The 25,652-nt window shown below is 67.3% G+C and carries 25 protein-coding genes; 10 read left to right on the top strand and 15 right to left on the bottom strand.

What is annotated here, in order from left to right; translation table 11 throughout:
• Positions 1-93: 93 nt before the first annotated feature.
• Genes ACFPOB_RS11180 through ACFPOB_RS11170 form a run of 3 tightly spaced genes read right to left on the bottom strand, consistent with a single transcriptional unit; the run spans position 94 to position 2,818 of the window.
• Entirely contained in the window at positions 94-1,542 is a 1,449-nt protein-coding gene (locus ACFPOB_RS11180) for a YcjX family GTP-binding protein (protein WP_377798309.1), read from the bottom strand.
• Between the two features lie 13 nt (positions 1,543-1,555).
• Positions 1,556-2,083 carry a SixA phosphatase family protein gene (locus tag ACFPOB_RS11175; RefSeq protein ID WP_377798307.1) on the bottom strand — a complete coding sequence of 176 codons (528 nt, stop codon included), beginning with the start codon at positions 2,081-2,083 and terminating at the stop codon, positions 1,556-1,558.
• A gap of 9 nt (positions 2,084-2,092) precedes the next feature.
• Positions 2,093-2,818 carry a TetR/AcrR family transcriptional regulator gene (locus ACFPOB_RS11170; RefSeq protein ID WP_377798305.1) on the bottom strand — a complete coding sequence of 242 codons (726 nt, stop codon included), beginning with the start codon at positions 2,816-2,818 and terminating at the stop codon, positions 2,093-2,095.
• An 83-nt stretch (positions 2,819-2,901) separates the two neighbouring features.
• Here ACFPOB_RS11170 and ACFPOB_RS11165 point away from each other — a divergent pair, with 83 nt between their 5' ends.
• Positions 2,902-4,164, top strand: coding sequence for an ABA4-like family protein (locus ACFPOB_RS11165; protein WP_377798303.1), 1,263 nt, complete (start codon positions 2,902-2,904; stop codon positions 4,162-4,164).
• Between the two features lie 6 nt (positions 4,165-4,170).
• On the opposite strand, the gene ACFPOB_RS11160 is transcribed toward ACFPOB_RS11165, so the two are convergent.
• Together ACFPOB_RS11160 and ACFPOB_RS11155 are read right to left on the bottom strand one after the other, a co-directional pair.
• The gene (locus tag ACFPOB_RS11160; protein WP_377798301.1) at positions 4,171-4,416 is read right to left on the bottom strand and encodes a helix-turn-helix domain-containing protein; all 246 of its coding nucleotides are present in this window, start codon (positions 4,414-4,416) and stop codon (positions 4,171-4,173) included.
• Between the two features lie 10 nt (positions 4,417-4,426).
• Positions 4,427-4,936, bottom strand: coding sequence for a DUF2975 domain-containing protein (locus tag ACFPOB_RS11155; RefSeq protein ID WP_377798300.1), 510 nt, complete (start codon positions 4,934-4,936; stop codon positions 4,427-4,429).
• 135 nt (positions 4,937-5,071) lie between these two features.
• On the opposite strand from ACFPOB_RS11155, the gene ACFPOB_RS11150 reads away from it, so the two are divergent.
• Complete coding sequence (locus ACFPOB_RS11150) at positions 5,072-5,704, top strand: hypothetical protein (protein WP_377798298.1); 633 nt, start codon at positions 5,072-5,074, stop codon at positions 5,702-5,704.
• Here the strand turns inward: ACFPOB_RS11150 and ACFPOB_RS11145 are convergent.
• Entirely contained in the window at positions 5,679-6,524 is an 846-nt protein-coding gene (locus ACFPOB_RS11145) for an AAA family ATPase (protein ID WP_091843255.1), read from the bottom strand. The genes ACFPOB_RS11150 and ACFPOB_RS11145 overlap by 26 nt on opposite strands.
• 181 nt (positions 6,525-6,705) lie before the next feature.
• Between ACFPOB_RS11145 and ACFPOB_RS11140 the strand changes: the two genes are divergently transcribed.
• The gene (locus tag ACFPOB_RS11140) at positions 6,706-8,493 is read left to right on the top strand and encodes a cation:proton antiporter domain-containing protein (protein WP_377798296.1); all 1,788 of its coding nucleotides are present in this window, start codon (positions 6,706-6,708) and stop codon (positions 8,491-8,493) included.
• A 21-nt stretch (positions 8,494-8,514) separates the two neighbouring features.
• On the opposite strand, the gene ACFPOB_RS11135 is transcribed toward ACFPOB_RS11140, so the two are convergent.
• Positions 8,515-9,615, bottom strand: coding sequence for a glycosyltransferase family 4 protein (locus tag ACFPOB_RS11135; protein ID WP_377798294.1), 1,101 nt, complete (start codon positions 9,613-9,615; stop codon positions 8,515-8,517).
• Positions 9,615-10,562, bottom strand: a complete 948-nt coding sequence (locus ACFPOB_RS11130; RefSeq protein WP_377798292.1) for a UDP-2,3-diacylglucosamine diphosphatase — start codon at positions 10,560-10,562, stop codon at positions 9,615-9,617. The genes ACFPOB_RS11135 and ACFPOB_RS11130 overlap by 1 nt, the downstream gene beginning before the upstream one ends.
• Before the next feature lie 127 nt (positions 10,563-10,689).
• On the opposite strand from ACFPOB_RS11130, the gene ACFPOB_RS11125 reads away from it, so the two are divergent.
• From ACFPOB_RS11125 to ACFPOB_RS11110, 4 genes are all read left to right on the top strand, one after another.
• On the top strand, positions 10,690-11,469 hold the full coding sequence (locus ACFPOB_RS11125) for an SDR family oxidoreductase (protein WP_377798291.1): 780 nt from the start codon (positions 10,690-10,692) through the stop codon (positions 11,467-11,469).
• Positions 11,470-11,536: 67 nt separating this feature from the next.
• Positions 11,537-11,989 carry a GNAT family N-acetyltransferase gene (locus ACFPOB_RS11120; RefSeq protein ID WP_377798290.1) on the top strand — a complete coding sequence of 151 codons (453 nt, stop codon included), beginning with the start codon at positions 11,537-11,539 and terminating at the stop codon, positions 11,987-11,989.
• 133 nt (positions 11,990-12,122) lie between these two features.
• Positions 12,123-13,052 (top strand): DMT family transporter, encoded by a 930-nt coding sequence (locus tag ACFPOB_RS11115; RefSeq protein ID WP_377798289.1) that lies wholly within the window; start codon positions 12,123-12,125, stop codon positions 13,050-13,052.
• 102 nt (positions 13,053-13,154) lie between these two features.
• A complete protein-coding gene (locus ACFPOB_RS11110; RefSeq protein WP_092162466.1) occupies positions 13,155-13,775 on the top strand; it encodes a helix-turn-helix domain-containing protein in 621 nt (206 codons plus the stop codon).
• 6 nt (positions 13,776-13,781) lie between these two features.
• Here the strand turns inward: ACFPOB_RS11110 and ACFPOB_RS11105 are convergent, their stop codons facing one another.
• Positions 13,782-14,690 carry a LysR family transcriptional regulator gene (locus ACFPOB_RS11105; RefSeq protein ID WP_377798288.1) on the bottom strand — a complete coding sequence of 303 codons (909 nt, stop codon included), beginning with the start codon at positions 14,688-14,690 and terminating at the stop codon, positions 13,782-13,784.
• 95 nt (positions 14,691-14,785) lie between these two features.
• On the opposite strand from ACFPOB_RS11105, the gene ACFPOB_RS11100 reads away from it, so the two are divergent.
• Positions 14,786-15,667: an aldo/keto reductase family oxidoreductase gene (locus ACFPOB_RS11100; RefSeq protein ID WP_377798287.1), complete on the top strand. Its 882-nt coding sequence runs from the start codon at positions 14,786-14,788 to the stop codon at positions 15,665-15,667.
• Positions 15,668-15,679: 12 nt separating this feature from the next.
• On the opposite strand, the gene ACFPOB_RS11095 is transcribed toward ACFPOB_RS11100, so the two are convergent.
• From ACFPOB_RS11095 to ACFPOB_RS11075, 5 genes are all read right to left on the bottom strand, one after another.
• Positions 15,680-16,612: a c-type cytochrome gene (locus ACFPOB_RS11095; protein ID WP_377798285.1), complete on the bottom strand. Its 933-nt coding sequence runs from the start codon at positions 16,610-16,612 to the stop codon at positions 15,680-15,682.
• A 147-nt stretch (positions 16,613-16,759) separates the two neighbouring features.
• Positions 16,760-17,191 carry a c-type cytochrome gene (locus ACFPOB_RS11090; protein WP_377798283.1) on the bottom strand — a complete coding sequence of 144 codons (432 nt, stop codon included), beginning with the start codon at positions 17,189-17,191 and terminating at the stop codon, positions 16,760-16,762.
• Between the two features lie 132 nt (positions 17,192-17,323).
• Positions 17,324-19,633, bottom strand: coding sequence for a xanthine dehydrogenase family protein molybdopterin-binding subunit (locus ACFPOB_RS11085; protein ID WP_377798282.1), 2,310 nt, complete (start codon positions 19,631-19,633; stop codon positions 17,324-17,326).
• Positions 19,634-19,953: 320 nt separating this feature from the next.
• Positions 19,954-21,516, bottom strand: coding sequence for a 2-isopropylmalate synthase (locus tag ACFPOB_RS11080; protein WP_377798281.1), 1,563 nt, complete (start codon positions 21,514-21,516; stop codon positions 19,954-19,956).
• A gap of 306 nt (positions 21,517-21,822) precedes the next feature.
• Positions 21,823-22,308: a hypothetical protein gene (locus ACFPOB_RS11075; RefSeq protein ID WP_377798280.1), complete on the bottom strand. Its 486-nt coding sequence runs from the start codon at positions 22,306-22,308 to the stop codon at positions 21,823-21,825.
• A gap of 159 nt (positions 22,309-22,467) precedes the next feature.
• Between ACFPOB_RS11075 and ACFPOB_RS11070 the strand changes: the two genes are divergently transcribed.
• Entirely contained in the window at positions 22,468-23,109 is a 642-nt protein-coding gene (locus ACFPOB_RS11070; RefSeq protein ID WP_377798279.1) for a YoaK family protein, read from the top strand.
• 81 nt (positions 23,110-23,190) lie between these two features.
• On the top strand, positions 23,191-23,526 hold the full coding sequence (locus ACFPOB_RS11065; RefSeq protein ID WP_377798278.1) for a hypothetical protein: 336 nt from the start codon (positions 23,191-23,193) through the stop codon (positions 23,524-23,526).
• Between the two features lie 28 nt (positions 23,527-23,554).
• Here the strand turns inward: ACFPOB_RS11065 and ACFPOB_RS11060 are convergent, their stop codons facing one another.
• Positions 23,555-25,630 (bottom strand): M3 family metallopeptidase, encoded by a 2,076-nt coding sequence (locus tag ACFPOB_RS11060; protein ID WP_377798276.1) that lies wholly within the window; start codon positions 25,628-25,630, stop codon positions 23,555-23,557.
• Between the last annotated feature and the right edge of the window lie 22 nt (positions 25,631-25,652).

Genomic DNA, 25,652 nt, shown 5'->3' with positions numbered 1-25,652 from the left:
CGACAGCCCGAAAGCTCGTCACAATCCTCAACGCCGTCATCCGGGACAGACAACCATGGCGCGAACAAACCGCTTGACCACCAAGACAGTCGCTCACCCCAACCGATCCCCGATCAGGAACTCCAACGCGCGGTCGAGGCGAATCTGCGGCGGCGGCGCAAGGCGCCCGCCTGCATCCGGCTTGACCAATGGCGGCCGGAAGCGCGGCGCCCGGACGAGCCAGCGCAGCGCATCGGGATCGAAGATCGCCTGGGGCCGCTCCGGCAGATCACCGGGAAAGATCGCCGCTTCCGTCTGCCCGTCGAAGACCTCGCCGTCGACGACCTCGCCCGCCTCCGGCACGCCGGCGATGGCAGGCAGCTCCTCGCGGCCCTCGCGGATGCGAACCTCGCGCGTCGCGCGGATCGCGGCAAAGGCCATCGCCTCGACCTTGGCCCCCGCGCCCTGCGCCCGTGCCGCGGCCCGCGCGACCAGATGCGACATCACCCCGGCGAGCCGGTCATGGCTCGAGTGATGGAGATGGTCGGCCTTAGTCGCGGCGAACAGCACCTTCTCGATCCGCGGCGCGAACAGGCTCGACAGCAGGCTGTTGCGGCCGACCGAAAAGGCCGAGAGCGCCTGGCCGAGCGCAGTTTCGAGATCGGCGAGCGCCGCCGGGCCGGCATCGAGCGCCGCCAGTGCATCGACCAGGACGATCTGCCGGTCGAGGCGGGCGAAATGCTCGCGGAAGAACGGCCCGACCACGACGCGCTTATAGGCCTCGAAGCGCTCTGCCATCAGCCCGGCGAGCGTGCCGGCCTGCGGCTGCACGCCCGGCGGCAGATCGAGCGGCGCGAAGGTCAGGGCCGGCGAGCCCTCGAGTTCGCCCGGCATCAGGAAGCGGCCGGGCGGCGTCACCGCCACCGCCTCGGGATCGGCGCGCAAGGCGGCGAGATAGGCCTTGAAGACATCGCTCGCCGCTTCGGCCGCGAGCTCGTCCGCCGGCCCGGCCGGATCGCGTTGCCGGAGGTCTTCGAGCCAGGGCGCGGCGATGGCGAGCCGGTGCGCCTTGCGCGCATCCGCCACCGCCTGTGCCGACCAGCTCGCATAGTCCTGGCCGATCAAAGCGAGATCGAGCAGCCATTCGCCGGGATAATCGACGATGTCGAGCGTCAGCGTCGCCGGCCCCTTGAACCAGCCCTCGGCCCGCTCGTAGTCGATCTCGATACGCAGCTCCGAGATGCGGCGCGTCGAGTCCGGCCAGCGCCGATCCGGCCCTGAGAGCGCGGCGCGATGCGCCTCATAGGGAAAGCGCGGAATCTCGGGGTCGGGTTGCGGCACCAGCCTGACGCGGGCGATACGGCCCTCCGCCGAGGCCTTCAGCACCGGCAGCTTGGCGCCCTCGACCAGATTCTGGATCAGCGCCGTGGTGAAGACGGTCTTGCCCGAGCGCGACAGTCCGGTGACGCCGATACGCAGGCGCGGCCTAGCGAAGCCGAGCAAGCTGTCGCCGAAGGCGAGCGCGGCATTGCGCGCCTCGTCGAGATAGGAGCCGGCCGCCATCAGGCGATCCGCCTCATTCGTCGGGCCCCTCGCCGAGCGAAGCCGGCGTGACGAAACGGTCGAGCCGGCCGCCCTGCGCCGCAAGATCGCGCCAGTCCTCGATGGAAAAATCGATCACGGCGAGGCCGCAGGTCGGATATTTCTGCGCCATCCTTGCCGCCGCATAGCGGTCGCCATGGCCGGCGAGCCTGGCGGCGAGTTCCTCGAAGCCGGGATTGTGGCCGATCATCAGGAGGGTGCGGACCGGCGGCTCCGTCTCCTGCACGACCTTGAGCAGACGCTCCCGGCTGGCCTCGTAGATGCGCGGCTCGAACTGCGTCGGCGGCTTTTCCGGCAGCATCGGCTTGACCAGCTCCCAGGTCTCGACCGTGCGCTTCGCCGGCGAGATCAGGACGAGGTCGGGCAGCAGCAGCTCCTCGGCGAGATAGCGGCCCATGACCGGAGCGGCTTCGCGCCCACGCGTGGCGAGCGGCCGATCGCGATCGGCTGTGTTGGCGGGCCAGGCCGATTTGGCGTGGCGTAGGAGCATGAGGCGGCGCATGGCCGCCATCTAACCATGGCTGACGGGATTTGCGAGTGGCAGGCTCGCGGAAGCGCGCACGGCAGCGAGCAGCATCGCCATCAACCGGCCGGAATACAGGCCGATCAGGCGCTCGCGTCCGCCGGGCTGCATTTCCAGCGGCGCGAGCTGGCCGTCGATCAGCATGGTCGAGAAGCCATGGGTGATCGACCAGACGAACAGAATCTCGGCGAGATCGGTATCGTCTGCGTAGCTTGACGGCAGCCGCGTCAGCACTTCCGCCCCATCGACACGCCGCCCAAGAGCCAGCTTGGTTTCCCGGACCAGGATGCCGAAGGCCCGGACGGCGGCGCGTCGCAGATCGTCGTCGCCGCTCTTCAGCCCCAATCGCCCGAAGACGACACGGAAGCGGCCGGGCCGGGTCAGCGCGACGTCGAGATAGCCCTCGCAGATCGCCGCCAGCCGGTCCCCCCCGGACGCCTCGGCCTTCGCGACCGCTGCCTCCATCGTCTCGGAAAGGTCGTCGAAGCCGAGCGTCGCGATCACCGTCAAAAGGCCGACGAGATTACCGAAATGATGCGCCGGCGCGGCGGGCGAAACCCCGGCCCGGCGGGCGCACTCACGCAAGGTGAAGCCGCCGACGCCCTTCTCGGCCAGCACCGCCTCGGCCGCGTCGATCATCGCCTGGCGCAGGTCGCCGTGATGGTAGCCGCCCCGCTTGCCGACCTTGGTGTCCATCGCACGCCCTGCCTGCATGCCGCCATCATCAAACTTGACGCCGTCAAGATAACGCAATAGGACAGTGCCGCAACTGAACAGCGTCAAGATTGGAGCGCATGATGCCTCTCAACTTGGACGACGCCTTCGCTCGGGCCGGTCAGCTTGCGATGCTCGGCTGGCTCGCCCTGATCCTGCTGCCGCGCTGGCGCGGCGTCTCGGCCGCGCTGGCCGGCTGGATCATCCCGGCTCTGCTCTCGCTCGGCTATGCCGTGCTGATCGCCGTCTACTGGCACGATGCCAAGGGCGGCTTTTCCTCGCTCGATTCGGTGGCGGCGCTCTTTGCATCGAAGCCGCTGCTGCTGGCCGGCTGGATCCACTACCTGGCCTTCGACCTCGTCCTCGGCAATTGGATCCTGCGGCGTTCGCAAGCGGAAGCGATGCCGCACTGGCTGATGCTGCCCGTGCTGCTGCTGACCTTCCTGTTCGGTCCGATCGGCTTCCTGACCTATCTGCTGCTGGAGGCCTGCTTTCGCCTCGCACGCGAAGACCGCATCGCCCGCCTGCAGGCTCGCCTCCCGGCCTGGCTGCCCGATCTCGAACTGGAGCCGCGGCTCACCGCGGCGGCCTTCGCCATGCTCGCTTTGGCGGTCCCGACCGTCTTCGCCTGGCTGATCGACAGCAGGCAGTTCCAAGGGGTGGATACCTGGATCAAGCCGCTGAAGTTCGAGCTCTCGGTCGCGTTCTACCTGCTGACGCTGGCGCTGTTCCTCCCGCTCGCGGGCGAGCGCTTTCGCGCCTCCTGGCTCGGGCGCTACATTGTCTGGCCGGTGATCGTGCCGATCGTCCTCGAAGTCCTCTACATCGCCTGGCGTGCCTCGCGCGTCGAAGCCTCGCATTACAACAGCGACAGCGCGCTCGGTGCCTGGCTCTACACGCTGATGGGCATCGGTGCGGTGATGTTCACGATCGCGCCCGGCTTCCTCGCCTATGGACTCGCCCGTCGCGACGCCGCCCCGATGCCGACGGTCGTGCGCTGGGCGCTGGTCGCCGGCCTTGCCCTTACTTGCGTCTTCGGCCTGCTGAGCGGCGCCTTGCTCGGCTCCAGCGCCAGCGGGCACTATGTCGGCGTCGTACCCGACGCTCACCGGACCATCCCCTTCTTCGGCTGGTCGCTGGCGATCGGTGACCTGCGCATCGCGCATTTCCTTGGCCTGCACGCCTTGCAGATCATCCCGGCGATCGGCGTGGCTCTCTGGCTGGCGATGCGGCAGAGCAAGGCCGGGCTCGTCGCGCTCGGGACGGTCTCGGCCGCCTATGCCGCCATCACCGCGACGGCGCTCGTCGCGGCGCTGCAGGCGCGCCCGCTGCTCGGGGGGGGCTGACAGGCACTACGCATCATCGCCATCGGAGCCGGGCACAAGATCATCGGCGCCCGGCTCGTAGCGCAGCAGGTCGCCCGGCTGGCAGTCGAGCACCGCACAGATCCGCGTAAGCGTATCGAAGCGCATGCCGCGGACCTTGCCGGACTTCAGCTGCGAGACCTGCTGCTCGGTCAGCCCGATGCGCTGGGCCAGTTCCTTCGAGCGCATTTTGCGGCGCGCGAGCATGACATCGAGTTCGACGACGATCGGCATCGTCCAACTCCTACACGAAACTCTGATTCTCGTCCGCGAGCCGGACCGCCTCCCTGAGCACCAGCCCAAAGGCGACCAGCGCCGCCCCTGCGGCCAGCACGCCGAACGTCCCCGGATCGAGCGTGATCGCCAGCTGCTTCTGGCCTGACGGGTTGTCGAAGGTCAGCGCGACACTCTGCAGCGCACGCGCCAGCGGCGTCGCGACGCCCATCGCCGTCAACAGCCAGCCGATCCGCGCGAGGCGCTGCGCGTTCTCCTCCTCCAGCACCTGGCCGCGGCCGAAGCGGCCGAACAGGCTCGAGAGCCGCAACATCGCGGCAACGAAGAGGCCCGCAGGTAGGAGGCCGATCGTCAGCGCAGCCCAATAGCCGCGCTCCGAGAACGGACCGACCGGGGCGTTGACGCCGATCGTGCCGCGGGCATAGGCCGCGAGGTGCTCGGGATCGCGCCAGAGCCAGACGGCGCCGAACGCCATCAAGGCCGCCGCCGCAATGCACAGGACGCGCGCAATCGTACTCACGCGCCGCAGCCTCGCCATCGCGGACCGATCCTGCGCTGAACTCACAATGGATGCCATGTTACTTCACTCCATGATTGACAAAATTAAATTAATAGATGAATTTATGAATGTCAAAGCTAGTCACTGGAAAGCTCGATGCGCATTGCCCTGCCCGCCAGATTCCTGCTTTGCGGCCTGCTCGCCGGCTGCGGACACGTCCCGCTGGCCTCCCTGCCGAAGCTGTCCAAGGTCGACATCAGGACGACAGACCTCGCCGAGCTGCGCGCCGGCATCAGCCTGCCGGCCGATATCCGCACGCTGCCCGGCGGCGTAACGATGACGCTCGTCGCTTTGCCCAAGGATGGCGGGCGCCATGAACGCAAGGTCGTGCTGGAAGAAGTCCGCGACGCCGCCGAACTGGCGAAGCTGCCGGCGGTGGCCTCGCCCGGACGCCGCTTCACACTGTTCAGGCTGAGCCGGGCCGACGCCGCGCGCCTCGGCGCCTTCCGCGAGGAGATGTTCGCCGGCCCGCAGAACAGCGGCAATCGCGGCAGCCTCGCGCTGGGCGCCGACAAGGCCTGCCGCCTCGGCGAGCTCTCAGGCAAGCCGATCGCGATGTCAGGCTATCTCAGGACATCTGAAACGCAGGACTATGTCCTGCTGATGCGCGACTTCGACCTCAAGGAAGCTGTCCGCGAAGTCGACCCCAAGGTCGATCTCGCCACCGCGATCCCGCCTTGCGACACAATGCCCGAAGCGAAGCTCAGCGGCTCTCCCGCCGCGCCATGAAGGCGAGCTTCTCGAACAGCGAGACGTCCTGCTCGTTCTTGAGCAGCGCGCCGTGCAGCGGCGGGATCAGCTTGCGCGGGTCGCGCTCGCGCAGCACCTCGGGGCCGATATCGTCGGCGACGAGCAGCTTCAGCCAGTCGAGCAGTTCGGAGGTCGAGGGCTTCTTCTTGATGCCGGGCACCTCGCGCACCTCAAAGAACAGGCGCAGCGCCTCCTCCATCAGTCGCTTCTTGATGCCGGGGAAATGCACCTCGACGATTTTCTGCATCGTCTCGGCGTCCGGGAAGCGGATGTAGTGGAAGAAGCAGCGGCGCAGGAAGGCGTCCGGCAACTCCTTCTCGTTGTTCGAGGTGATGATCATCACCGGCCGCTGCGCCGCCCTGATCGTCTCGCCGGTCTCGTAAACATGGAACTCCATGCGGTCGAGTTCGAGCAGGAGGTCGTTCGGAAACTCGATGTCGGCCTTGTCGATCTCGTCGATGAGCAGCACGGGCCGCACCGGCGAGACGAAGGCCTCCCAGAGCTTGCCGCGCTTGATGTAGTTGGCGATGTCGGAGACGCGGGCGTCGCCAAGCTGGCTGTCGCGCAGGCGGCTGACCGCGTCGTATTCATAGAGCCCCTGCTGCGCCTTGGTGGTCGACTTGACGTGCCAGGTCAGCAGCGGCGCGCCGAGCGCGGCGGCGATCTCCTCGGCCAGCACGGTCTTGCCGGTGCCAGGCTCGCCCTTGACGAGCAGGGGGCGCTCCAGCCGGATCGCGGCATTGACCGCGACGGTCAGGTCCTCGGTGGCGACATAGGAGGCGGTACCGGTAAAGCGCATGCGGAACCCTTCGCGTGGCAAGATCGCGGCCATGCTGCCGCCGCGAATGGCATCGTGATTAGAGGTCAGCCGGCGGCGGGGCAAGTTTTCGTCAGCCCGATGCGTGATTTGGTTTGTGTTGCAAGGCCCTGGGACGCAAAGCTGAGAGATCAGCAGCTTCGCTTGATTCTTCGAGGGTGACGTGGCCGGGACGATCGATCCTTCCGCCTATCGCGACGCCGTGGTCGTGCTCGCCACGGCCGGCGTGATCGTGCCCTTCGCCAAGCGTTTCCGGGTCAATTCGGTCGTCGCCTTCATGGCCTGCGGTGCGGTGCTCGGCCCTTATGGGCTCGGCGGGCTCGGCGCCAAGATCCCGATCCTCAGCACCATCACCGTCTCGAGCGCCGAGGCGCTCGCCGGCCCGGCCGAGCTCGGCGTCGCCTTCCTGCTCTTCGTCATCGGGCTGGAGCTGTCCTATGAGCGCCTCAAGACCATGCGCCGACTGGTCTTCGGGCTCGGCCTCGGCCAGGTCGCATTCTCGGCCGCGGCGATCGGCGCCATCGCCTACGGCTTCGGACAACCGGCTGCCGCGGCGCTGCTGATCGGAACGGCGCTCGCCCTGTCCTCGACCGCGATGGTGGTCGAATTGCTCTCGGCCCATCGCCGCATCACCTCTTCGGCCGGGCGCGCCAGCTTCGCCATCCTTCTCTGCCAGGATCTCGCGGTGATCCCGCTGCTCTTCCTGGTCAGCGTGCTCGGCGCGCAGAACGGCGGCTCACTGCTCGCCGGCCTGACTCAGGCGCTGCTGCAGGCGATCGCAGCCATCGCTGCGATCGTCGTCATCGGCCGCCTCGCCATGCGCCCGCTCTTTCGCCTGGTCGCCTCGACCGATTCCTCCGAGAGCTTCATGGCGGCAACCCTGCTGGTTGCGCTCGGCACAGGGCTGATCGCCGCAGGAGCTGGCCTCTCCATGGGGCTCGGGGCCTTCATCGCCGGGCTGCTGCTGGCGGAGACCGAGTATCGCCGCGCCATCGAGGTGACGATCGAGCCGTTCAAGTCGCTGCTGATCGGCGTCTTCTTCCTCACGGTCGGCATGAGCGTGAACCCTGCAGCCTTGGCGGCCCAGCCTGTTGCGATCCTGAGCATCGCCGCCGGGCTCTTCCTCGCCAAGGTCGCGATCACCTTCCTGTTCGCCCGCTACTTCAAACTGTCGGTGCCGACCGCGCTCGAAACCGCGATCATGGTCGGGCCCGGCGGCGAGTTCGCCTTCGTGCTGCTGACCGCGTCCGTCGCGGCCAAGCTGGTCGACCAGAACGCCGCCGCGCTCGTGCTCGCCGGCGTCTCGCTGACCATGATCTTCCTGCCGCTCGCTGCCCGCATGGCGCGAAAGCTCTCGGCACGCCTGGCGCCGGCCGTGAAAATTCCGGACGAAGCGAATATCCTGCCGCCGGACGATCATGCCCCCCGCGCCATCGTCGTCGGCCTCGGCCGCGTCGGCCGGCTGGTCGGCGAGATGCTCTCGCAGCACAAGGTGCCCTATATCAGCCTCGACGCAGACCCGGCCGTGGTCGCGACGCAACGCCGCGCCGGCCGCCCCGCCTTCTACGGCAACGCCACCCAGCCGGATTTCCTGCGACTCTGCGGCCTCGAGGAGGCGACCGCGCTGATCGTGACCATCGACAATCCCCGCGCCGTCGACGAGATTGTCGCGGCAGCGCGCGGCGTGCGGCAGGACCTCGTCATCGTCGCCCGCGCCCGCGACGCCAAGCATGCGCGGCATCTCTACGAGCTTGGGGTGAACGACGCCGTACCGGAAACGATCGAAGCCAGCCTGCAATTGTCGGAAGCGGCGCTGGTCGGCCTCGGCGTGCCGATGGGCCTGGTCATTGCCTCGGTGCATCAGCGCCGAGACGATTTCCGCAGCGAGCTCAAGCCGGCGAGCGCGCCGCAGCCGGCGCTGCCGAGGCATGCACGGTCGCGGCGGCTGTGACGCCGGGCGCCTGATCCAGACTTACGCGAATTCCTTCCGCTCCGCCGGCTCCAGCCGCACGGACAGCGCAGTCGTCGAGGCTGGCGCCAGATCGGCCCGCATCGCCTTGCCCGCGGCAGCCGCCTGCATCGCCCGGCGCATATGGCCGTAGAACTGCTCGGCGCTGCTGTGCCAGCTATGGCGCTGCGCAAGCTCCAATCCGGCCTCGCGTGGTAGGCGCAGGGCCGAGAGCGCCGCCTGGCGCAGATCCTCGTGCAGCACCGCCGCCTCGCTGCCGGCGAAGACGTCGCTCGGCCCCTGCACCGGGAAGGCGGCGACCGGCAGCCCGCTCGCCGCCGCCTCCAGCAGCACGATGCCGAAGGTGTCGGTCAGACTCGGAAAGACGAAGACATCGGAGGAGGCATAGATCGCCGCGAGATCCTCGCCCTCGCGCGCCCCGAGGAAATGCGCCTCCGGAAAGGCGCGCATGAGGTCGGCACGGGCTGGGCCGTCGCCGACCACGACCTTGCTGCCGGGCAGGCGCAGCGACAGGAAGGCCTCGAGGTTCTTCTCGACCGCGACCCGGCCGACGCTGAGGAAGATCGGCCGCGGCAGGTCGAGCACGCTCTCAGGGCGCGGGTGGAACAAGGAGAGGTCGACACCCCGCCCCCAGCGCAGGATGTGTTCGAAGCCATGCGCACGCAGCTCGGCCTCGACAGTGGCGGTCGAGACCATCACGCCGGCGGCGGGCCCGTGAAAGCGGCGCAGGAAACGGTAGCTCCAGCTCTCGGGGATCGGCCAGCGCGCCGCGACATATTGCGGGAAGCGGGTGTGGTAGCTGGTGGTGAAGGTGCGCTTCTGGGCGAGACAGACGGCGCGCGTCAGCCAGCCGATCGGCCCCTCGGTCGCGATATGGATATGGTCGGGGCCGAACTCGGCGATGCGTTTGGCGATATGGCGGCGGGTCGCCAGCGCGATGCGGATATCGGGATAGGACGGCAGGCCGACCTGCCAGAAGCCTTCCGGCGTCAGCATATGCGGGGTGACGCCGAATTCCGGCGCCGCCTCGACCATCCGCTCCAGCGAGCGCACGACGCCGTTGATCTGCGGCCGCCAGGCGTCCGTCGCGATCAGGACGCGCATCAGCGCGCTTTCCGCTCAGCCGGCTCCGGCTGAGCGCCAAGGATTCGCGCCAACTCAAAACGCCGGGGCATGATCTTACCCCAAAACTGGTTCCCGCTTTTGGGGAGCATGCCCCGGGCCGCCTCGACGAGGCTCGGAACCGGTGCTGGGCGTGTGGCAGCAGGGGCCGGCAGAACCGGCCTCTCGCCCTTCAACCGGTGCTGCGGCCAGCGCACGATCTCGAAGCGGCCATCGTCGTGCTCGACCACAGCGGTGCAGCTTTCGACCCAGTCGCCGGTGTTGATATAGGTCAGCCCGTCGATGTCGCGCTGGGCGGCATGGTGGATGTGGCCGCAGATCACGCCGTCCGCCTTGTGCCGGCGCGCCTCGTCGGCGAGGCACTGCTCGAACTCGCCGATATAGTTCACGGCGTTCTTGACCTTGTGCTTCGCCCAGGCCGAGAGCGACCAGTGCGGCAGCCGTAGGACCCGCCGCACCCGGTTGATGCCGTGATTGAGGAAGAGAGCGATCGTGTAGGCCCAGTCGCCGAGCAGGGCGAGCCATTTGGCGTTGCGCACGACGAGGTCGAACAGGTCGCCATGGATGACAAGCATGCGCTTGCCGTCGGCGGTCTCGTGGACGATATCGTCGACCAGCGTGATGCCGCCGAACTGCAGGCCGGTATAGTCGCGCAGAAAATCGTCGTGATTGCCGGTCACGTAGATCAGCTTCGAGCCCTTGCGCACCTTGCGCAGCAGCTTCTGGACCACGTCGTTGTGCGACTGCGGGAAATACCAGCCGCTCTTCAGCCGCCAGCCGTCGATGATGTCGCCGACCAGATAGATCGTCGGGGCGTCGTAGGCGCGCAGGAACTCCAGCACCAGATCCGCCTGCGCACCACGCGTGCCGAGGTGCAGGTCGGATATGAAGATGCTGCGAACCTGCTTGGCGTCGCTATCGTCGCTCATGCTCGCCAGTCCAACTGTTGCGATGCCTGCGGCGTGTGTCTGATTTGCACTACGCTTTGATGACGCGGCGGCGAAAGCATGCTTTGCCTGCGCTCACGAAAGCCAATGCCTGTTCGGGAGAAGACTGATGGATCTTGGAATTTCCGGCCGCACGGCCATCGTTTGCGCCTCGAGCAAGGGGCTGGGCCGCGGCTGCGCGCAGGCGCTGGCCGAAGCGGGCTGCAAGGTCATCGTCAATGGCCGCGACGGCAAGACGCTGGAGGACACCGCCGCTGCGATTCGCGCCAGCACAGGCGCGACCGTCATCGCCGTCGTCGCCGACGTCGGGACGAAGGCTGGCCAGGACGCGCTCCTCGCCGCCGCGCCGAATCCCGACATCCTCGTCAACAACAATGGCGGCCCGCCGCCCAAGCCGTTCCGCGAAGTGACGCGCGAGGGACTGCTCGAAGGCGTGGCGCAGAACATGGCGACACCGCTGGAGCTGGTGCAGCGCGTCGTCGACGGCATGATCGAGCGGCGCTTCGGCCGCATCGTCAATATCACCTCGGCGAGCGTGCTGACCCCGCTGACCGGGCTCGACGTTTCCTCCGCCGCCCGCGCCGGCCTGACCGCCTTCCTGGCCGGCGTGGCCCGCGAGATCGCCCATGCCAACGTCACCATCAACAACATCCTACCCGGCGTGTTCGACACCGACCGGATCAAGACCGCGACCAACAAGGTCGCCGAGATGCAGGGCATCAGCATCGAGGAAGCGACGAAGCGGCGACTCGCTGCCGTCCCGGCCGGCCGCCTCGGCACGCCCGACGAGTTCGGCAAGCTCTGCGCCTTCATCGCCAGCGCCCATGCCGGCTACATCACCGGCCAGAACTTCCTGATCGACGGCGGCTCGTTCCGGGCGAATTTCTGACGCAGCCGCAAGCCGGCCGGGCGGCGCCAGACGCAGCCCGGCCGACGCCCTCCAGCCTAGGCCCACCATGACCATTGCCTATCGCCGCGCCGCCCCCGACGACACGCCCGCCTGCATCGTCCTGCGTGGCATGACGCGAGAGAACGCCTTCTCGGTCGAACGGCTCGCGGCGCTCGGCATCACGCTCGAAAGCTGGCGCGCCGGCATCGCCGATGGCAGCCTGCCGGGCCATGTCGCGACCGAAGACGGCAGGATCGTCGGCTATTGCTTCGGCGAACGCGAGACCGGCGAGATCGCCGTGCTGGCGCTGCTGCCGAGCCATGAGGGCCAAGGCGTCGGCAGGACGCTGCTGAACCTTGTCGTCGCCGATTTCAAGGACTTCGGCTTCAGCAGGCTGTTCCTGAGCTGCTCATCCGACCCGGCCGCGCGTTCCTATGGCTTCTACCGGCATCTGGGTTGGACCTCGACCGACAGCTTCGACGATCGAGGCGACGAGATCCTCGAATACCGCCTCGCCTAGCCCGCATCGCCATCGCGTCCCGCGGCGCGCCGGTCCGGTTTGCAAGATCGGCGCTTGGAACGGCCACAAGCCCGTGGTCTAAGGACTGGAGGTCTTGCACAAGACCTCCAGTCCTCGCGCCCGACCTGTTCCCTTGTCACCGCTCCTCGGCATCAGCCTCAAGCTGCTCTCGGCCCTGTCGTTCACGCTGATGTCGGCCGGCATCAAGACGCTGGCCTCGCGCTATCCGACCGGCGAGCTCGTCTTCTTCCGCTCCTTCTTCGCACTGATCCCGCTGATCATCTGGCTGGCCTGGCGCCATGAGTTCCCCGAGGCGCTCAAGACCAGCAATCTGCGCGGCCATCTCAAGCGTGGCGTCATCGGCTCGACCGGCATGTTCCTCGGCTTCGCCGCGCTGCATCTGCTGCCGCTCTCGGACGCGGTCGCGATCGGCTATGCCGCGCCATTGATCGTCGTGGTGCTGGCGGCGCTGATCCTGAAGGAGCGGGTGCGCATCTATCGCTGGACCGCCGTCGCCGTCGGCTTCCTCGGCGTTCTCCTGATGCTCTCCCCGCATATGGGCGTGCAGGCGTTCGGCCATGGCCTCTCCGGCGGCCCTGCGATCGGCGCCCTGCTCGCGCTCGCCGGCGCCTTCTGCTCCGCTTTCGCCTCGATCGAGGTCCGGCTCCTGACCCATACCGAGAAGACCGGCGCCATCGTCTTCTACTTCATGACGCTGACCTCGCTGCTCGGCCTGCTGACGCTGGCGCTCGGCTGGACAGTGCCCGACCTGAAGGATTTCATCCTGCTCGTCGCCATCGGCGTGCTCGGCGGCCTCGGCCAGATGCTGCTGGTCCAGGCCTACCGCTATGGCGACGCCTCGCTGATCGCACCGTTCGAATATTCGACGATGATCTGGGCGACCGCGCTCGGCTGGTTCGTCTTCGGCGAATGGCCGGTGCTGGCCGTGCTCCTGGGCTCGCTGATTGTGATCGCCTCCGGCATCTACGTCATCCTGCGCGAGCAGCAACTCGGCCTGCTCAAGAAGGAGACGCGCGAGGCCGGTCCGTCCCGCTCCGTCTGACGCCCTCGACTTGCCGCTTGGAGCGATCCGGGGCATTGTCCGCTAGGACAAACAATCGTTCTCTATCCCAAACGGATGAGGGGCGACGGCAGGCAGAGCGCAATGGGCATCGAAACCAGGGAACGTGGCGGGCGCGAGCTGGAATCCGGCGCGCAGGTGATCTCGGGCCAGCTCGGCAAGACCATCCAGCGGCTGCGCAAGGCCTATAATCTGTCGCTTTCGGAACTGGCCGAGCAGTCCGGCGTCGCCAAGTCGATCATCAGCCAGATCGAGCGCAACGAGACCAATCCGACGCTGGCAACGATCTGGCGGCTGTCTCAGGCGCTCGACGTCTCGATCGAGCGCGTGCTCTCGACCAATGAGGAAGAGGCCTTCATCGAGAAGATCGCCCGGCCGGACACGCCGATCCTGGTCTCGGAAGACGGCAAGCTGCGCCTCGCCATCATCGGCTGGATCAAGACCGTCGAATGGCTGCAATGGTACGAGGTCAGCGCCGAGCCGGGTGGCGAGCTCGATTCGGAAGGCCATCAGCGCGGCTCGATCGAATCGCTCTCGGTCAGCGCCGGCGAGTTCGAGGTCGAGGTCGGCGGCATCACCCAGCGCGCCAAGGCCGGCGAGACCCTGCGCTATCGCTGCGACCGTCAGCACATCGTCCGCTGCGTCAGCGGCCAGCCGGGCACGGCCCTGATGGTCTGTATCCTCAAGGCAGCAGTGATGGACTAGGCGTAGTCACGGCCACCGCCCCTGCGCCTTGACGAAGTCGACGAAGGCGCGAAGCGGCGCCGGCAGATGACGCCGGCCCGGATAGTACAGGAACGGCCCGGGGAAGCGCTCCCACCAGGATTCGAGAACGGGCTCCAGCGCGCCATTGTCGAGATGAGGCCGCAGCCAGTCCTCGAAGAGCTGGATGACGCCGCTGCCCGCAATCGCTGCCTCGACGGCAAGGTCGATCGCAGCGCCGGCACGAACGATGAGCGGGCCGCTCGGCTCCACGCGGACGATCTCGCCGTCGCGCTCGAATTCCCAGGATGTCATCGCGCCGCTCGAGAAGCGGCCGCGCAGGCAGGCATGGCCCAGCAGGTCGCGCGGATGTTCAGGCCGCCCGCAGCGATCGAGATAGGCGGGCGACGCCGCCGTCGCAAAGCGCTGTTCAGCCGGGCCGATCGGCAGCGCGATCATGTCCTGCTCCAGACGCTCACCATATCTGATACCGGCATCGCAGCCCGAAGCGAGCATGTCGACGAAGCTGTCCTCGGCGATCACCTCCAGAGTGATGTCGGGATAGGCGGCGAGAAAGGCCGGCACGATCCTGGGCAGCACGAGCCGCGCCGCGCTGACCGGCACGTTCAGCCTCAGCGTCCCGGCCGGCCGATCGCGGAAGCCGTTGACGACGTCGAGCGCCGCCTCGACCTCTCCGAGCGCCGGTCCCAGCCTGTCGAGCAGGCGGGCTCCCGCTTCGGTCGGCGCGACGCTGCGCGTGGTACGGTTGAGCAGGCGCACGCCGAGCCGCGCTTCGAGCCGGCGCACGGCCTCGCTGAAACTTGAGGCGCTGCCATTGCTGGCCCGCGCCGCATCGCGGAAGCCGCCGGCGCGCGCAACCGCGACGAAGGCCGTGAGGTCGCCAAGATCAGCCGCCATTGTTCGCTTTCCCGAACAGCCTGTGCCGATTGAGCTGTCTTATCCATCATATGCCGACCGCGTACATGCTCGGTCAAGCCAAAGGAGACAGGTCAATGACGGACATCGGCAAAGCCGGAACATTCAAGCTCGGCGCACGTTGGGTGAAGCGCATGGGCTATGGCGCCATGCAGCTGGCGGGGTCGGGCGTGTTCGGCCCGCCTAAAGATCGGCAGGCAGCGCTTTCCGTCCTGCGCGAAGCCGTCGCCAGTGGCGTCGACCACATCGACACCAGCGACTTCTACGGCCCGCACGTCACTAACCAGATTATCCGCGAGGCACTCCATCCCTATCCGGACGATCTCGTCATCGTCACAAAGATCGGAGCAAAGCGCGGTGCCGGCGGCTCCTGGAATCCGGCTTTCTCCGCCGAGGAGCTGACCAGCGCAGTCCATGACAACCTGCGCAATCTCGGTCTGGATGCGCTCGACGTTGTCAATCTGCGCGTCATGTTCGATGTGCACGGGCCTGCAGAAGGCTCGATCGAGGCACCGCTCACCGCGCTCGCCGACTTGCAGCGCCAGGGCCTCGTCCGCCATATCGGGCTCAGCAACATCACTCCGACACAGCTGGCACAGGGGCGCGGCATCGCCGAGATCGTCTGCGTGCAGAATCAATACAATCTTGCGCATCGGCATGACGACGCCCTGATCGATGAACTCGCCGCTGCCGGGATAGCCTATGTGCCGTTCTTTCCCCTCGGCGGCTTCACGCCGCTGCAATCGACCGCACTGTCCGATGTCGCCAAGGCACTCGATGCGACCCCGATGCAAGTAGCGCTGGCTTGGCTCCTGCAGCGCGCGCCCAACATATTGCTGATCCCCGGCACGTCGTCGACGGGCCATCTGCGCGAAAATCTGGCGGCGGCGGAACTACCGCTTTCGGCTGATGCATTGAGCGTGCTGGACCGGATCGCGGCAGGCGCAGCGACGGCCTGACGATGGGGTCGGCTAGCCCGCGGGTTTCGGCGGCCTTGCCGGCCCCTGCACCGCCGGCAGCGACTTCAGGTACTCAGCCATCGCCAGCCGGTCGGCATCCGACAACTGCGCCATGTTACGCACAACCGCGGCCATCGTGCCGCCAACATTGTCGAAGCTCGGTGTGAAGCCGCTCTTCAGCAGTTCGGCGATCTCGGACTTCGACCACTTGCCGAGCCCGTCCTCGGCCTGGGTGATGTTCGGCACCCAGCCCTTGCCTTCCGGGTCCGGCCCGCCGGCAAAGCGCGTCGCCTGGACGATAGCGCCGAACTGGTTGCGGCTGGAATGGCATTCTGCGCAGTGGCCCGGCCCGTTAACGAGATAGGCGCCGCGATTCCATTCCTCGCTCTTGCTGGGATCGGCCTTGAACGGTGTCCCGTCGAAGAACAGCAGCTTCCAGCCGCCGACGAGGCGGCGGATATTGAAGGGAAAGCCGAGCTCATGGCCGGGCGTCCTGCCCTCCACCGACGGCAGCGTGCGGATATAGGCGAGGAGATCGGCCACCGCCTTGGCCGGCATCAGGCGGTAGGAGGTGTAGGGAAAGGCCGGGTAATAGTGCTGGCCCGAAGGCGATACGCCGGCGGTCATCGCCTGAATGAAGTCGGCCGTGCCCCAATTGCCGATGCCGTCGCGCGTATGCGGCGAGATGTTCGGCACATGGAATTTGCCGAACGGCGACTCCAGCACCAGCCCACCGCCCAGCCGCGTCTTGTCATCCTGGCCGGGCGTTGCATGGCAGGAGGCGCAGCCGCCGGCGGCGAACAGCAGCTTGCCGTTCTCGATGTCCGGCGCCGGCAGCGTGCCGACCTCCGGCCCCGGCGAGACCACGCGCGGATCGGTGAGGACGAAGAAGCCGGCGGTGCCGAGCGCGACGAAGACCAGAAGCGTGATCAGCAGGCGGCGCATCGGTTCCTCATTCGGTTGTCCCCAGCAAACAACGCTCGTATCGCGACAGGGTTCGAGCCGAGCGTCGCAGACATGAATGGAGCGGGCCTTCCCTCAAGGAAGCCCGCTCCTTCGATCAGGTCAAATCCGGCCGCTTGAAGCCGCCGGTCACTTCTTGATGCGATAGACCTCGTGGCAGGTGCCGCAATTCTTGGTGGCGTCGCCGAAGGCGGTGCGGAAACCGGCGAGGTCGGTCGCGGCCGCGCCCTTGGCGGCATCGGCCTCGAACTTGGCGAAGGCGGCCTTGAAGCCGGCCTGGTCCTCCCAGATCTTCGGCGCCGCCGTCGTCTCACCGCCGGTCTTGGCGCTGTCCGGATAGAGGCCCGGCATCTTCTTGGCAGCGTCGCCATAGGTCTTGAACACCGCCTGCGCCTTGGCGGCGTCGAACGGCGCCTCGCCCTTGGCCATCGCTGCGCCGTCGCGCGTCGCGGCACCGACGGCCTTCATGGCATCGCGCCGCTCGGCGATCGGATTGGCTTGGGCCAGAACGGCCGAGACGCCGACGGCGAGACCGAGGGCGACGAAAGCAGAGCGAAGCATGCGTGGGAATCCTCCGGAAGGCAGCGCCGCAGCCGGCGCTGTTTTGAACTCTTCCAGATCAACGCAGGCACGCGACAGCGCCAAGTCGCATTGTCGTGAAATTCCTTGCAAAAGGGCAAGCGCCTCCTTGCATCAGGACGGATACCCCGCCGCCCTCAGCGTCGCGAACACCTTGGCCGGGGTCGCCGGCATATCGATCGCTGTGACGCCTGCAGCGCGGTTCAAGGCATCGACCATGGCGTTCATCACCGCCGGGCAGGCGCCGATCGCCCCCGCCTCGCCCGCACCCTTCACCCCGATCGCGTTCGTCACGCAAGGCACGTTGCGCGTCTCGAAATGAAAGTTCGGGATGTCGATAGCGCGCGGCAGGGCGTAGTCCATGAAGGTCGCGGTCAGCATCTGGCCGGACGAATCGAAGCGGATCTCTTCCATCAGCGCCTGGCCGATGCCTTGCGCCGCACCGCCATGGACCTGGCCCTGCAACATGATCGGGTTCAGCGTCACGCCGAAATCGTCGACCACGACATAGTTCTGGATCTCGGTGCCGCCGGTCGCCGGGTCGACCTCCAGTTCCACCACATGGGTGCCGTTCGGATAGGTCGCCTCTGGCGGCGTCCAGCTCTGGTGGACGCTGAGCTGCTCGGCCTTGGCGCCGGGCAGATTGGCGATCGCCTTGAGGTCGAGCTGCTTGTCGGTGCCGACGATGCGCACGGCTCCGTCGACGATCTCGAGATCGCCCGGGGCGGCCTCGAGCGCCTCCGAGGCGAGGCTCTTGAGATTGTCGGCGAGGATGCCGGTCGCTGCATTCAGCGCTGCGCCGCCGACCGGGATCGAGCGCGAGCCGCCGGTGCCCGAGCCGGTCGCGACCTTGTCGGTATCGCCCTGGACGACCTTGATGCGGTCGAGCGGGATGTCGAGATGCTGGGCTACGAGCTGAGAATAGGCGGTCTCATGCCCCTGCCCGTTCGACTGGGTGCCGATCAGCACGGTCACGGTGCCGTCCTTCTCCAGGATCACGGTCGAGCTCTCCGGTCCGCCGCCGCCGCAGGCCTCGATATAGCAGGCGAGCCCGATGCCGCGGATCTTGCCGGCCTTCTGCGATGCCTTCAGCCGGCTCTTGAAGCCCTTCCAGTCCGCCACCTCCATGGCGCGGCGCATATGGCCTTCGAACTCGCCGGAATCGTAGACCGGGCCGGTCTGCGTCTTGTGTGGCATCTCGCTCGGCTTGACGAAGTTGAGCGCCCGCACCGCATCCGGCGTCTTGCCGGTCTCGCGCGCGATCGCATCGACCAGCCGCTCGATCAGATAGGCGGCTTCAGGCCGCCCGGCGCCGCGATAGGCGTCGACCGGGGTGGTGTTGGTGAAGACGCCGCGGAAGCGCACATGAACCGCCGGGATATTGTAGCAACCCGGCGTCATCGTCGTGCCGACCCAGGGGATGAAGGGCCCATACTGCGAGAGATAGGCGCCCATGTCGGCGGCGAGATCGACCTTGAGGCCAATGAACTTGCCGCGCTTGTCGAGCGCCATCGTCGCGGTGCTGAGATTGGCGCGGCCATGGGTGTCGGCGAGGAAGTGCTCGGTCCGGTCGGCGACCCAGCGCACCGGCCGCTTCAGCTTCTCGGCCGCGACCATGGTCAGCGGGTATTCGCGGTACATGAAGATCTTGGTGCCGAAGCCGCCGCCGACATCGGGGGTGATCACCCGGATGCGCGACTGCGGGACCTTGAGGATGTAGTCGGCGAGGATCTCGCGCGTGCCGTGGCTGCCCTGGCTGCCGAGCGTCAGCGTCCAGCGCTGGGTCGCCTTGTCGTATTCGGCGATGCAGGCCCGCGTCTCCATGTAGTTGGAGGCGAGGCGATTGTTGACGATGGTGACCGAGACTGTCCGGTCAGCCTTGGCGAAGGCGTCTTCCGTTTTCTTGCGGTTGCCCTGCTCCGCCTCGAAGGCGACATTGCCGGCCCGGTCCGGCCAGACCTGCGGCGCCCCATTCTCCAGCGCCTCAGCGATGCCGGTGATCGAGGGCAGCGTCTCGAACTCGATCTCGATCGCTTCGGCCGCGTCGCGCGCCTGGTCGAGCGTCTCGGCGACGATGAAGGCGATGGCTTCGCCGACATGGCGCACCGTATCGACCGGCAGCACCGGCACCGGGTTCGGCTTCACGTCTTTGCCGTCGATGTCCTTGATCAGCCCCTTGCAGGGGATGTCGCCGAGATGGGCGACATCCTCGCCGGTCAGGATCAGCTTGACGCCCTTGCGCTTAAGCGCTGCCTGCTTGTCGACGATCTTGAACGTCGCATGCGCATGCGGCGAGCGCAGCACATAGGCGTGCAACGCCCCCTCGACGGCGGTGTCGTCGGTATAGCGGCCGGTGCCGGTGGTGAGGCGCTGATCCTCGACCCGCCGCACCGGCTGGCCCATCCCGAATTTCATCGGACGCATCGGCAAACTTCCTTCGGATCACTCGAATGAGAAAGACTGGCGCAGGATCGCCGCGCCGTCACCCCGGTTCCCATGGAGGGGCCGGGATGCACTGCGTGCAGGCTTCCGGCCAGCGGACGCTGCGAAGAGTATCTAGGGTGCGCCGGGCTCTTGTCGATACGCGTCGGCCGATTTCACCCACACCATCTTTCCGGCCACGGCGAAGCGGAGCGCCGGAAACCATCGTCGGCTCGACGCTCTGCGATGGATTACGGGACTGCGCGCCATCGGCGCTTGTCCAGAATGACGGCGGTGTTGGATTGGACAGGGTCCCGGCGCCCTTACTCCGCCGCCTGGGCGTGCATGCGGCTGCCGCGCGCGACCAGCTTGTTGAGCGCGGCGAGATAGGCCTTGCAGGAGGCGACCAACGTATCGGGATCGGCGCCGCGGCCGGTCACCGCCGCACCGTTCTGGCCGAGGCGCACGGTGACTTCCGCCTGCGCGTCCGTGCCTTCGGTGACGGCGTGGACGTCGTAGAGCTCCAGCACCGCCTCGTGCGGGACCAGTGCCTTGACCGCGTTGAACACTGCGTCGATCGGCCCGTTGCCCTCGGCCTCCTCAGCCACGACGCGGCCGTCGATGTCCAGCTTCAGCATGGCGCGCTGCGGGCCGCGCGTGCCGGCGATCACCGTCAGCGAGACCAACTTCACGCGGTCATGGGCGGTGGCGAGGTTCTCGTCGACCAGCGCCTCGATGTCCTCGTCATAGACATGCTTCTTGCGGTCGGCGAGCGCCTTGAAGCGGGTGAAGGCATCCTCCAGCTGGTTGTCGCCGAGCGTGTAGCCCATCTCGGTCAGCTTCGAGCGGAAGGCGGCGCGGCCGGAATGCTTGCCCATCACCAGCGAGGTCTTGGTCACGCCGACCGAGGCCGGCGTCATGATCTCGTAGGTCTGCTGATGCTTCAGCATGCCGTCCTGATGGATGCCGCTCTCATGGGCGAAGGCGTTCCGGCCGACGATCGCCTTGTTGTACTGCACCGGGAAGGAGCAGGCGCTAGAGACCGCCTTCGAGGCGCGCATCAGATAGGTCGCGTCGATGCCGCTGTCGTAAGGCATCACGTCGCCGCGCACCCGCAGCGCCATCACGATCTCCTCAAGCGCCGCATTGCCGGCGCGCTCGCCGATGCCGTTGATCGTGCACTCGACCTGGCGCGCCCCGCCCTCGATCGCCGCCAGCGAATTGGCGACGGCAAGACCCAGATCATTATGGCAATGCGCCGAGAAGATCGCCTTGTCGGCATTGGGTACGCGCTCGCGCACCGCCTTGAACATGGCGCGGTATTCGTCCGGCGTGGCGTAGCCGACCGTGTCGGGCAGGTTGATCGTGGTCGCGCCGGCTTTGATCGCGGTCTCGACCGCCCGGCAGAGATAGTCGATCGGGGTGCGGGTCGCATCCATGCCCGACCATTCGACGTCTTCGACCAGATTGCGCGCCTGCGTCACCGTCCGGGTGATGATCTCCAGCACCTCCTCCTCGCTCTTGCGCATCTGGTGCTGCAGATGGATCGGCGAGGTCGAGACGAAGGTGTGGATGCGCGGCCTGGCCGCATGGCGCACCGCCTCGCCAGCGCGGGCGATGTCGGCGGAGATGGCGCGGGCGAGCCCCGCCACGCTCGCGCGCTTGATCCGGCCGGCGATCGCCGAGACCGCCTCGAAATCACCGTCCGAGGCGATCGGGAAGCCGGCCTCAATGATGTCGACGCCCATCGCGTCCAGCATGTCGGCGACGTCGAGCTTCTCCTCGAAGGTCATGGTCGCGCCAGGGCATTGCTCGCCATCGCGCAAGGTGGTGTCGAAGATCAGGACGCGGTCCTTGGCGGACACGGTGTTGCCTGCATTGCTCATCGGTCTTGTCCCTGGTCAGGGCGCGCCGCATTTCGGTTCGGGCTGGCGCGCGAGGTCTGGAGCTTGTTTCCCGTCATCCCCTGAGCGCCCAGGCACATGTGCCCGGCCGGCCCTCAGGGGCAGGTAAGAAGCAGCTGACCAAGGAGCGAGAGAGCGCACATGCCGGCCATCCGCGCAGCGGCGCGGTTCAGGCTCTCGGCATGGGTGGCGGATATGGCCACGAACGATCCTCTCGACGACTTGCGCTGTTTACCGGATCGGAGGCTAGGAAGGCAAGTCGCAGGGGTCTTGAACGTTCGTGCGTGGTCAGCCGGCGGCGCCCGCCCGCTCCTTCAGCGTCCTGGTCCCGGCACGGGGGCTCGGCCAGATCTGCAGGCGATAGAAGTCATCGCCCTCCAGCCCGTCATCGCTCACCATGTCGAGCCCGACATAGGAGACACGCAGACGATAGCTGCCGGGCGTCAGCGAGAAGCGCGCCCGCTCCTGCGGCGAGCCCTCCGTGCAGCCGATCACCATCATCTGGCCGGAGCGCACGCGGAAGGAGCACTCGTTGACCAGCTCCCATTCGCCGAAATCGGGCTCCGGAGCGGCATCGTGGACCGAGACCACCACCGGAACGTTCATGTTCCTGGCGGTGGCGACGCCGACCGAGCATTCGCCGACGGCGAGCATCCGCTCGACCGTCTCATCGGTCCAGAATGTGCCCCAATCCTCGTCGACCGCCTCGTCCTGGAGATAGAACTGGAAGTAGTCGGCGAAGATTTCGAGCTCTATGGAGTGCAGCAGCGTCATGACGGCAAGCCTTCCGTCGAATTGTGACCGGAGTAAGTGCGCAAAGCCCAGCCTCTCTCCAGCATGACCAGCGCTGCATATTGCTTAACCTGATCGCGCGCGATTCGGCCGGCTGTCGCGCACACCGCAGGCCGGCCGGCTGACTGGAGTGCCGCGACGATGCAGCGCTATGATCGACCCGCCATCGGGCTCGCCATGGGCCTTTCGGGGCTGGCCGGCTTCGTCGATGCCCTCGGCTTCCTCAGCCTCGGCGGCTTCTTCGTCTCGTTCATGACCGGCAACACCACGCGCCTCGGCATCGAGCTGGCGCAAGGCCGCCTTGATGGCATCCTGCTGGCCGGCATGATCATCGTCCTCTTCGTGTTCGGCGTGGTCTGCGGCTCGCTCGCCGGCCATGCCGGCGGCCGACGGCGCCAGGCGGCGGTGCTGGCCTTCGTCACCCTCACGCTCGCCCTCTCGGCCGGGCTCGACACGCTCGGGCTCGGCATTGCCGCCGCCGGCGTTCTCGCACTCGCCATGGGCGCCGAGAACGCCGTGTTCCAGCGCGACGGCGAGGTCACGATCGGCCTGACCTACATGACCGGCACGCTCGTCAAGATGGGCCAGCGGCTCGCCGGCGCCCTGCTCGGCGGACCGAAGCTCGCCTTCCTGCGCCATCTCACCTTGTGGCTCAGCCTGCTCGGCGGCGCGATCCTCGGAGGTTTCGCCTTTGGCCAGGTCGGCTTGTACGCGATCTGGCTGGCGGTTGCGGCGGCGGCCTGCTTCACTGTCATCGCGCTCTTCCTGCCCGATCAGGGCTGAGCGGCCTTTCTCGCAGCGGAGACCTTTGCCTCGCAGATGGAATCACACATGGTTCCGGTCCGACCAGCCGGAGCCCCGTCCATGCGCGCCGCCCTCCTCGCCGCCGCCCTCGGCCTTTCCCTCGCGGCCTGCCAGAGTGCCGGCCCGCCGCCGGCCCCATCGCCCGAGCAGGCGCCGACCGGCGTCACGCCGAACACCTTCCGCATGCCGACCGGCTCGGGCTGCGCCGGCGAGGTCGATCGCTTCCAGGCGGTGATGGACAACGATCTTTCGACCGGCCACACCACCAAGGGCGTCCACACCCGTGTCAGCGCCGAGATCGACACGGCCCGAAAGAGCTGCGCTGCGGGCAACGATGCCGGTGCGACCTCCCAGATCCGCGCCACGCGGGCGAAGTTCGGCTATCCGGCCGGCTGATCCTTCTGCCCTCGGGGGAGAAGGAAGCTCAGGCCGCCAGCCCCCGCTTCTCCAGGAGCGCGTCCGGCGTCGGCAGGCGGCCGCGGAACAGCGTATAGGCCTCCGCCGGATCGCGCGTGTCGCCGGCCGAGTAGATGTAGCGCTTGAGCTTGCCGGCGACTTCCGGGGCGAAGACGTTGCCCGCCTCGATGAAGGCGTTGAAGGCGTCGGCGTCCATCACCTCGGACCAGAGATAACTGTAATAGCCGGCCGAATAGCCGTCGCCCGAGAACACATGCGAGAAATGCGGCGTGCGGTGCCGCATGGTGATCTCGGCGGGCATGCCGATCCGCGCCAGCTCCTTCGCCTCGAAGGCGAGCGGATCGACCTCCGCCGGCGCTTCCAGCGAGTGGAAGGCGAGATCGACCAGTGCCGATGAGGTGTATTCCACCGTCGCGAAGCCCTGGTTGAAGGTCTGCGCCCGCTTGATCTTCTCGATCAGTTCGTCCGGGATCGGCTCTCCGGTCTCGGCATGCAGGCAGAAGCGCTGCATGACCTCCTTCGTCAGGAACCAGTGCTCGTAGAGCTGCGAGGGCAGTTCGACGAAATCGCGCGAGACCGAGGTGCCGGCGAGCGAGCCGTAATGCACGTCCGAGAGCAGGCCGTGCAGGGCATGGCCGAACTCATGGAAAAGCGTGCGGGCATCGTCGATCGAGAGCAGCGCCGGCTTGCCCTCCGCCGGCTTGGCGAAGTTGCAGACGTTGACGATGATGGGGCGGACCTCGCCGTCGAAATTGCGCTGGCCGCGATAGGCGCTCATCCAGGCGCCGGAGCGCTTCGAGGCGCGGCCGAAATAATCGCCGAGGAAGAGGCCGATATGCCGGCCGGTGGCGGTCTCGCTCACCTCGAAGACGCGGACATCCGGGTGATAGCCCTTGAGGTCAGGGCGCTCGGCGAAGGAAAGCCCGAACAGCTTGCCGGCAGTGTCGAAGGCGGCGGCGATGATCCTGTCGAGCTGGAGATAGGGCTTCAACACGGCCTCATCGAGCGCATAGGTCTTCTGCCGGACCTTCTCGGCATAGAAGCGCCAGTCGGACGGGCGGATCGGCCCGTTCTCGCCCTCGCTCTGGGCGAGCGCGGCAAGATCGGCCGCCTCCTGCCCCGCGCGGGCGCGGGCCGGCTTCCAGACCAGCTCGAGCAGGTTGCGCACGTTCTCCTGCGTCTTCGCCATCGAATCGTCGAGCTTGAAATGGGCGAAGGTGGCAAAGCCCAGGAGCTTGGCCTTCTCGGCACGGAGCTTGACCATCTCGGCGACGATGGCGCGGTTGTCGGTCTCCCCGCCGTTCTCGCCGCGCTTGCTCCAGGCGGTGAAGGCCTGCTCGCGCAGCTCGCGCCGCGTCGAGAAGGTCAGGAAGGGCTCGATGATCGAGCGCGCCAGCGTCACCGCATGCTTGCCCTCCTGGCCGCGGTCGGAAGCGGCACGCGCCATCGCCGCGACGACGAAGGCCGGTAGGCCGTCGAGATCGGCTTCGTTCTCGATGATCAGCGCATAGCTGGCCTCGTCCTTGAGCAGGTTCTGGCCGAAGCTGGTACCGAGGCCGGCCAGCCGCTCGTTGATCGCCGCGAGCCTCGCCTTGGCCTCGCCTTCGAGCCTGGCGCCCGAGCGGATGAAGCCGCGATGCGTCCGCTCCAGCAGGCGCAATTGCTCTTCGCTCAGCCCGAGGCTCTCGCGCGCCTCGAACACCGCATCGACGCGGGCGAACAGCTCGTGATCCATCATGATCGCCGACCAGTGCCGCGACATCACCGGTGACATCTCGCGCTCGATCGCCTGCAGCGCCTCGTTGGTGTCGGCTCCGGCGAGATTGTAGAACACGCCGCCGAGCCGGCTCATGCCACGGGCGGAGCGTTCGAGCGCCTCGATCGTATTGGCGAAGCTGGGCGCGGCTTTCACGGCCTTGATCGCCTCGATCTCGGCCCGGTGCTGTTCCAGCGCAGCCGGATAGGCCTCTTTGATGTGCTCTGGCGTGATCTCAGCGAACGGCGGCAGGCCGAACGGCGTCTCCCAGGCGCGCCCGAACGGGTTGCCTTCGGGCAGGGCAAGGACTTCGGAGGCATCGGCCATCGGCAACCTCGATCGGTAAAGG

The sequence above is a fragment of the Allobosea eneae genome (assembly GCF_042657265.1).
Lineage (GTDB): Bacteria > Pseudomonadota > Alphaproteobacteria > Rhizobiales > Beijerinckiaceae > Allobosea > Allobosea eneae.
Note: the sequence above shows the minus strand (reverse complement) of the source record. Positions and strands in the feature narration are given on the sequence as shown.

Bases quoted from the DNA above. Each gene is read 5' to 3' on its own strand.
- ACFPOB_RS11175 (WP_377798307.1), bottom strand. From the start codon at position 2,083: ATGCGCCGCCTCATGCTCCTACGCCACGCCAAATCGGCCTGGCCCGCC.
- ACFPOB_RS11150 (WP_377798298.1), top strand. From the start codon at position 5,072: ATGCGCATTGCCCTGCCCGCCAGATTCCTGCTTTGCGGCCTGCTCGCC.
- ACFPOB_RS11125 (WP_377798291.1), top strand. From the start codon at position 10,690: ATGGATCTTGGAATTTCCGGCCGCACGGCCATCGTTTGCGCCTCGAGC.
- ACFPOB_RS11135 (WP_377798294.1), bottom strand. From the start codon at position 9,615: ATGCGCGTCCTGATCGCGACGGACGCCTGGCGGCCGCAGATCAACGGC.
- ACFPOB_RS11165 (WP_377798303.1), top strand. From the start codon at position 2,902: ATGCCTCTCAACTTGGACGACGCCTTCGCTCGGGCCGGTCAGCTTGCG.
- ACFPOB_RS11080 (WP_377798281.1), bottom strand. From the start codon at position 21,516: ATGAGCAATGCAGGCAACACCGTGTCCGCCAAGGACCGCGTCCTGATC.
- ACFPOB_RS11120 (WP_377798290.1), top strand. From the start codon at position 11,537: ATGACCATTGCCTATCGCCGCGCCGCCCCCGACGACACGCCCGCCTGC.
- ACFPOB_RS11070 (WP_377798279.1), top strand. From the start codon at position 22,468: ATGCAGCGCTATGATCGACCCGCCATCGGGCTCGCCATGGGCCTTTCG.
- ACFPOB_RS11060 (WP_377798276.1), bottom strand. From the start codon at position 25,630: ATGGCCGATGCCTCCGAAGTCCTTGCCCTGCCCGAAGGCAACCCGTTC.
- ACFPOB_RS11090 (WP_377798283.1), bottom strand. From the start codon at position 17,191: ATGCTTCGCTCTGCTTTCGTCGCCCTCGGTCTCGCCGTCGGCGTCTCG.
- ACFPOB_RS11130 (WP_377798292.1), bottom strand. From the start codon at position 10,562: ATGAGCGACGATAGCGACGCCAAGCAGGTTCGCAGCATCTTCATATCC.
- ACFPOB_RS11105 (WP_377798288.1), bottom strand. From the start codon at position 14,690: ATGGCGGCTGATCTTGGCGACCTCACGGCCTTCGTCGCGGTTGCGCGC.
- ACFPOB_RS11100 (WP_377798287.1), top strand. From the start codon at position 14,786: ATGACGGACATCGGCAAAGCCGGAACATTCAAGCTCGGCGCACGTTGG.
- ACFPOB_RS11145 (WP_091843255.1), bottom strand. From the start codon at position 6,524: ATGCGCTTTACCGGTACCGCCTCCTATGTCGCCACCGAGGACCTGACC.
- ACFPOB_RS11095 (WP_377798285.1), bottom strand. From the start codon at position 16,612: ATGCGCCGCCTGCTGATCACGCTTCTGGTCTTCGTCGCGCTCGGCACC.
- ACFPOB_RS11110 (WP_092162466.1), top strand. From the start codon at position 13,155: ATGGGCATCGAAACCAGGGAACGTGGCGGGCGCGAGCTGGAATCCGGC.
- ACFPOB_RS11180 (WP_377798309.1), bottom strand. From the start codon at position 1,542: ATGGCGGCCGGCTCCTATCTCGACGAGGCGCGCAATGCCGCGCTCGCC.
- ACFPOB_RS11075 (WP_377798280.1), bottom strand. From the start codon at position 22,308: ATGACGCTGCTGCACTCCATAGAGCTCGAAATCTTCGCCGACTACTTC.
- ACFPOB_RS11170 (WP_377798305.1), bottom strand. From the start codon at position 2,818: ATGCAGGCAGGGCGTGCGATGGACACCAAGGTCGGCAAGCGGGGCGGC.
- ACFPOB_RS11085 (WP_377798282.1), bottom strand. From the start codon at position 19,633: ATGCGTCCGATGAAATTCGGGATGGGCCAGCCGGTGCGGCGGGTCGAG.
- ACFPOB_RS11160 (WP_377798301.1), bottom strand. From the start codon at position 4,416: ATGCCGATCGTCGTCGAACTCGATGTCATGCTCGCGCGCCGCAAAATG.
- ACFPOB_RS11065 (WP_377798278.1), top strand. From the start codon at position 23,191: ATGCGCGCCGCCCTCCTCGCCGCCGCCCTCGGCCTTTCCCTCGCGGCC.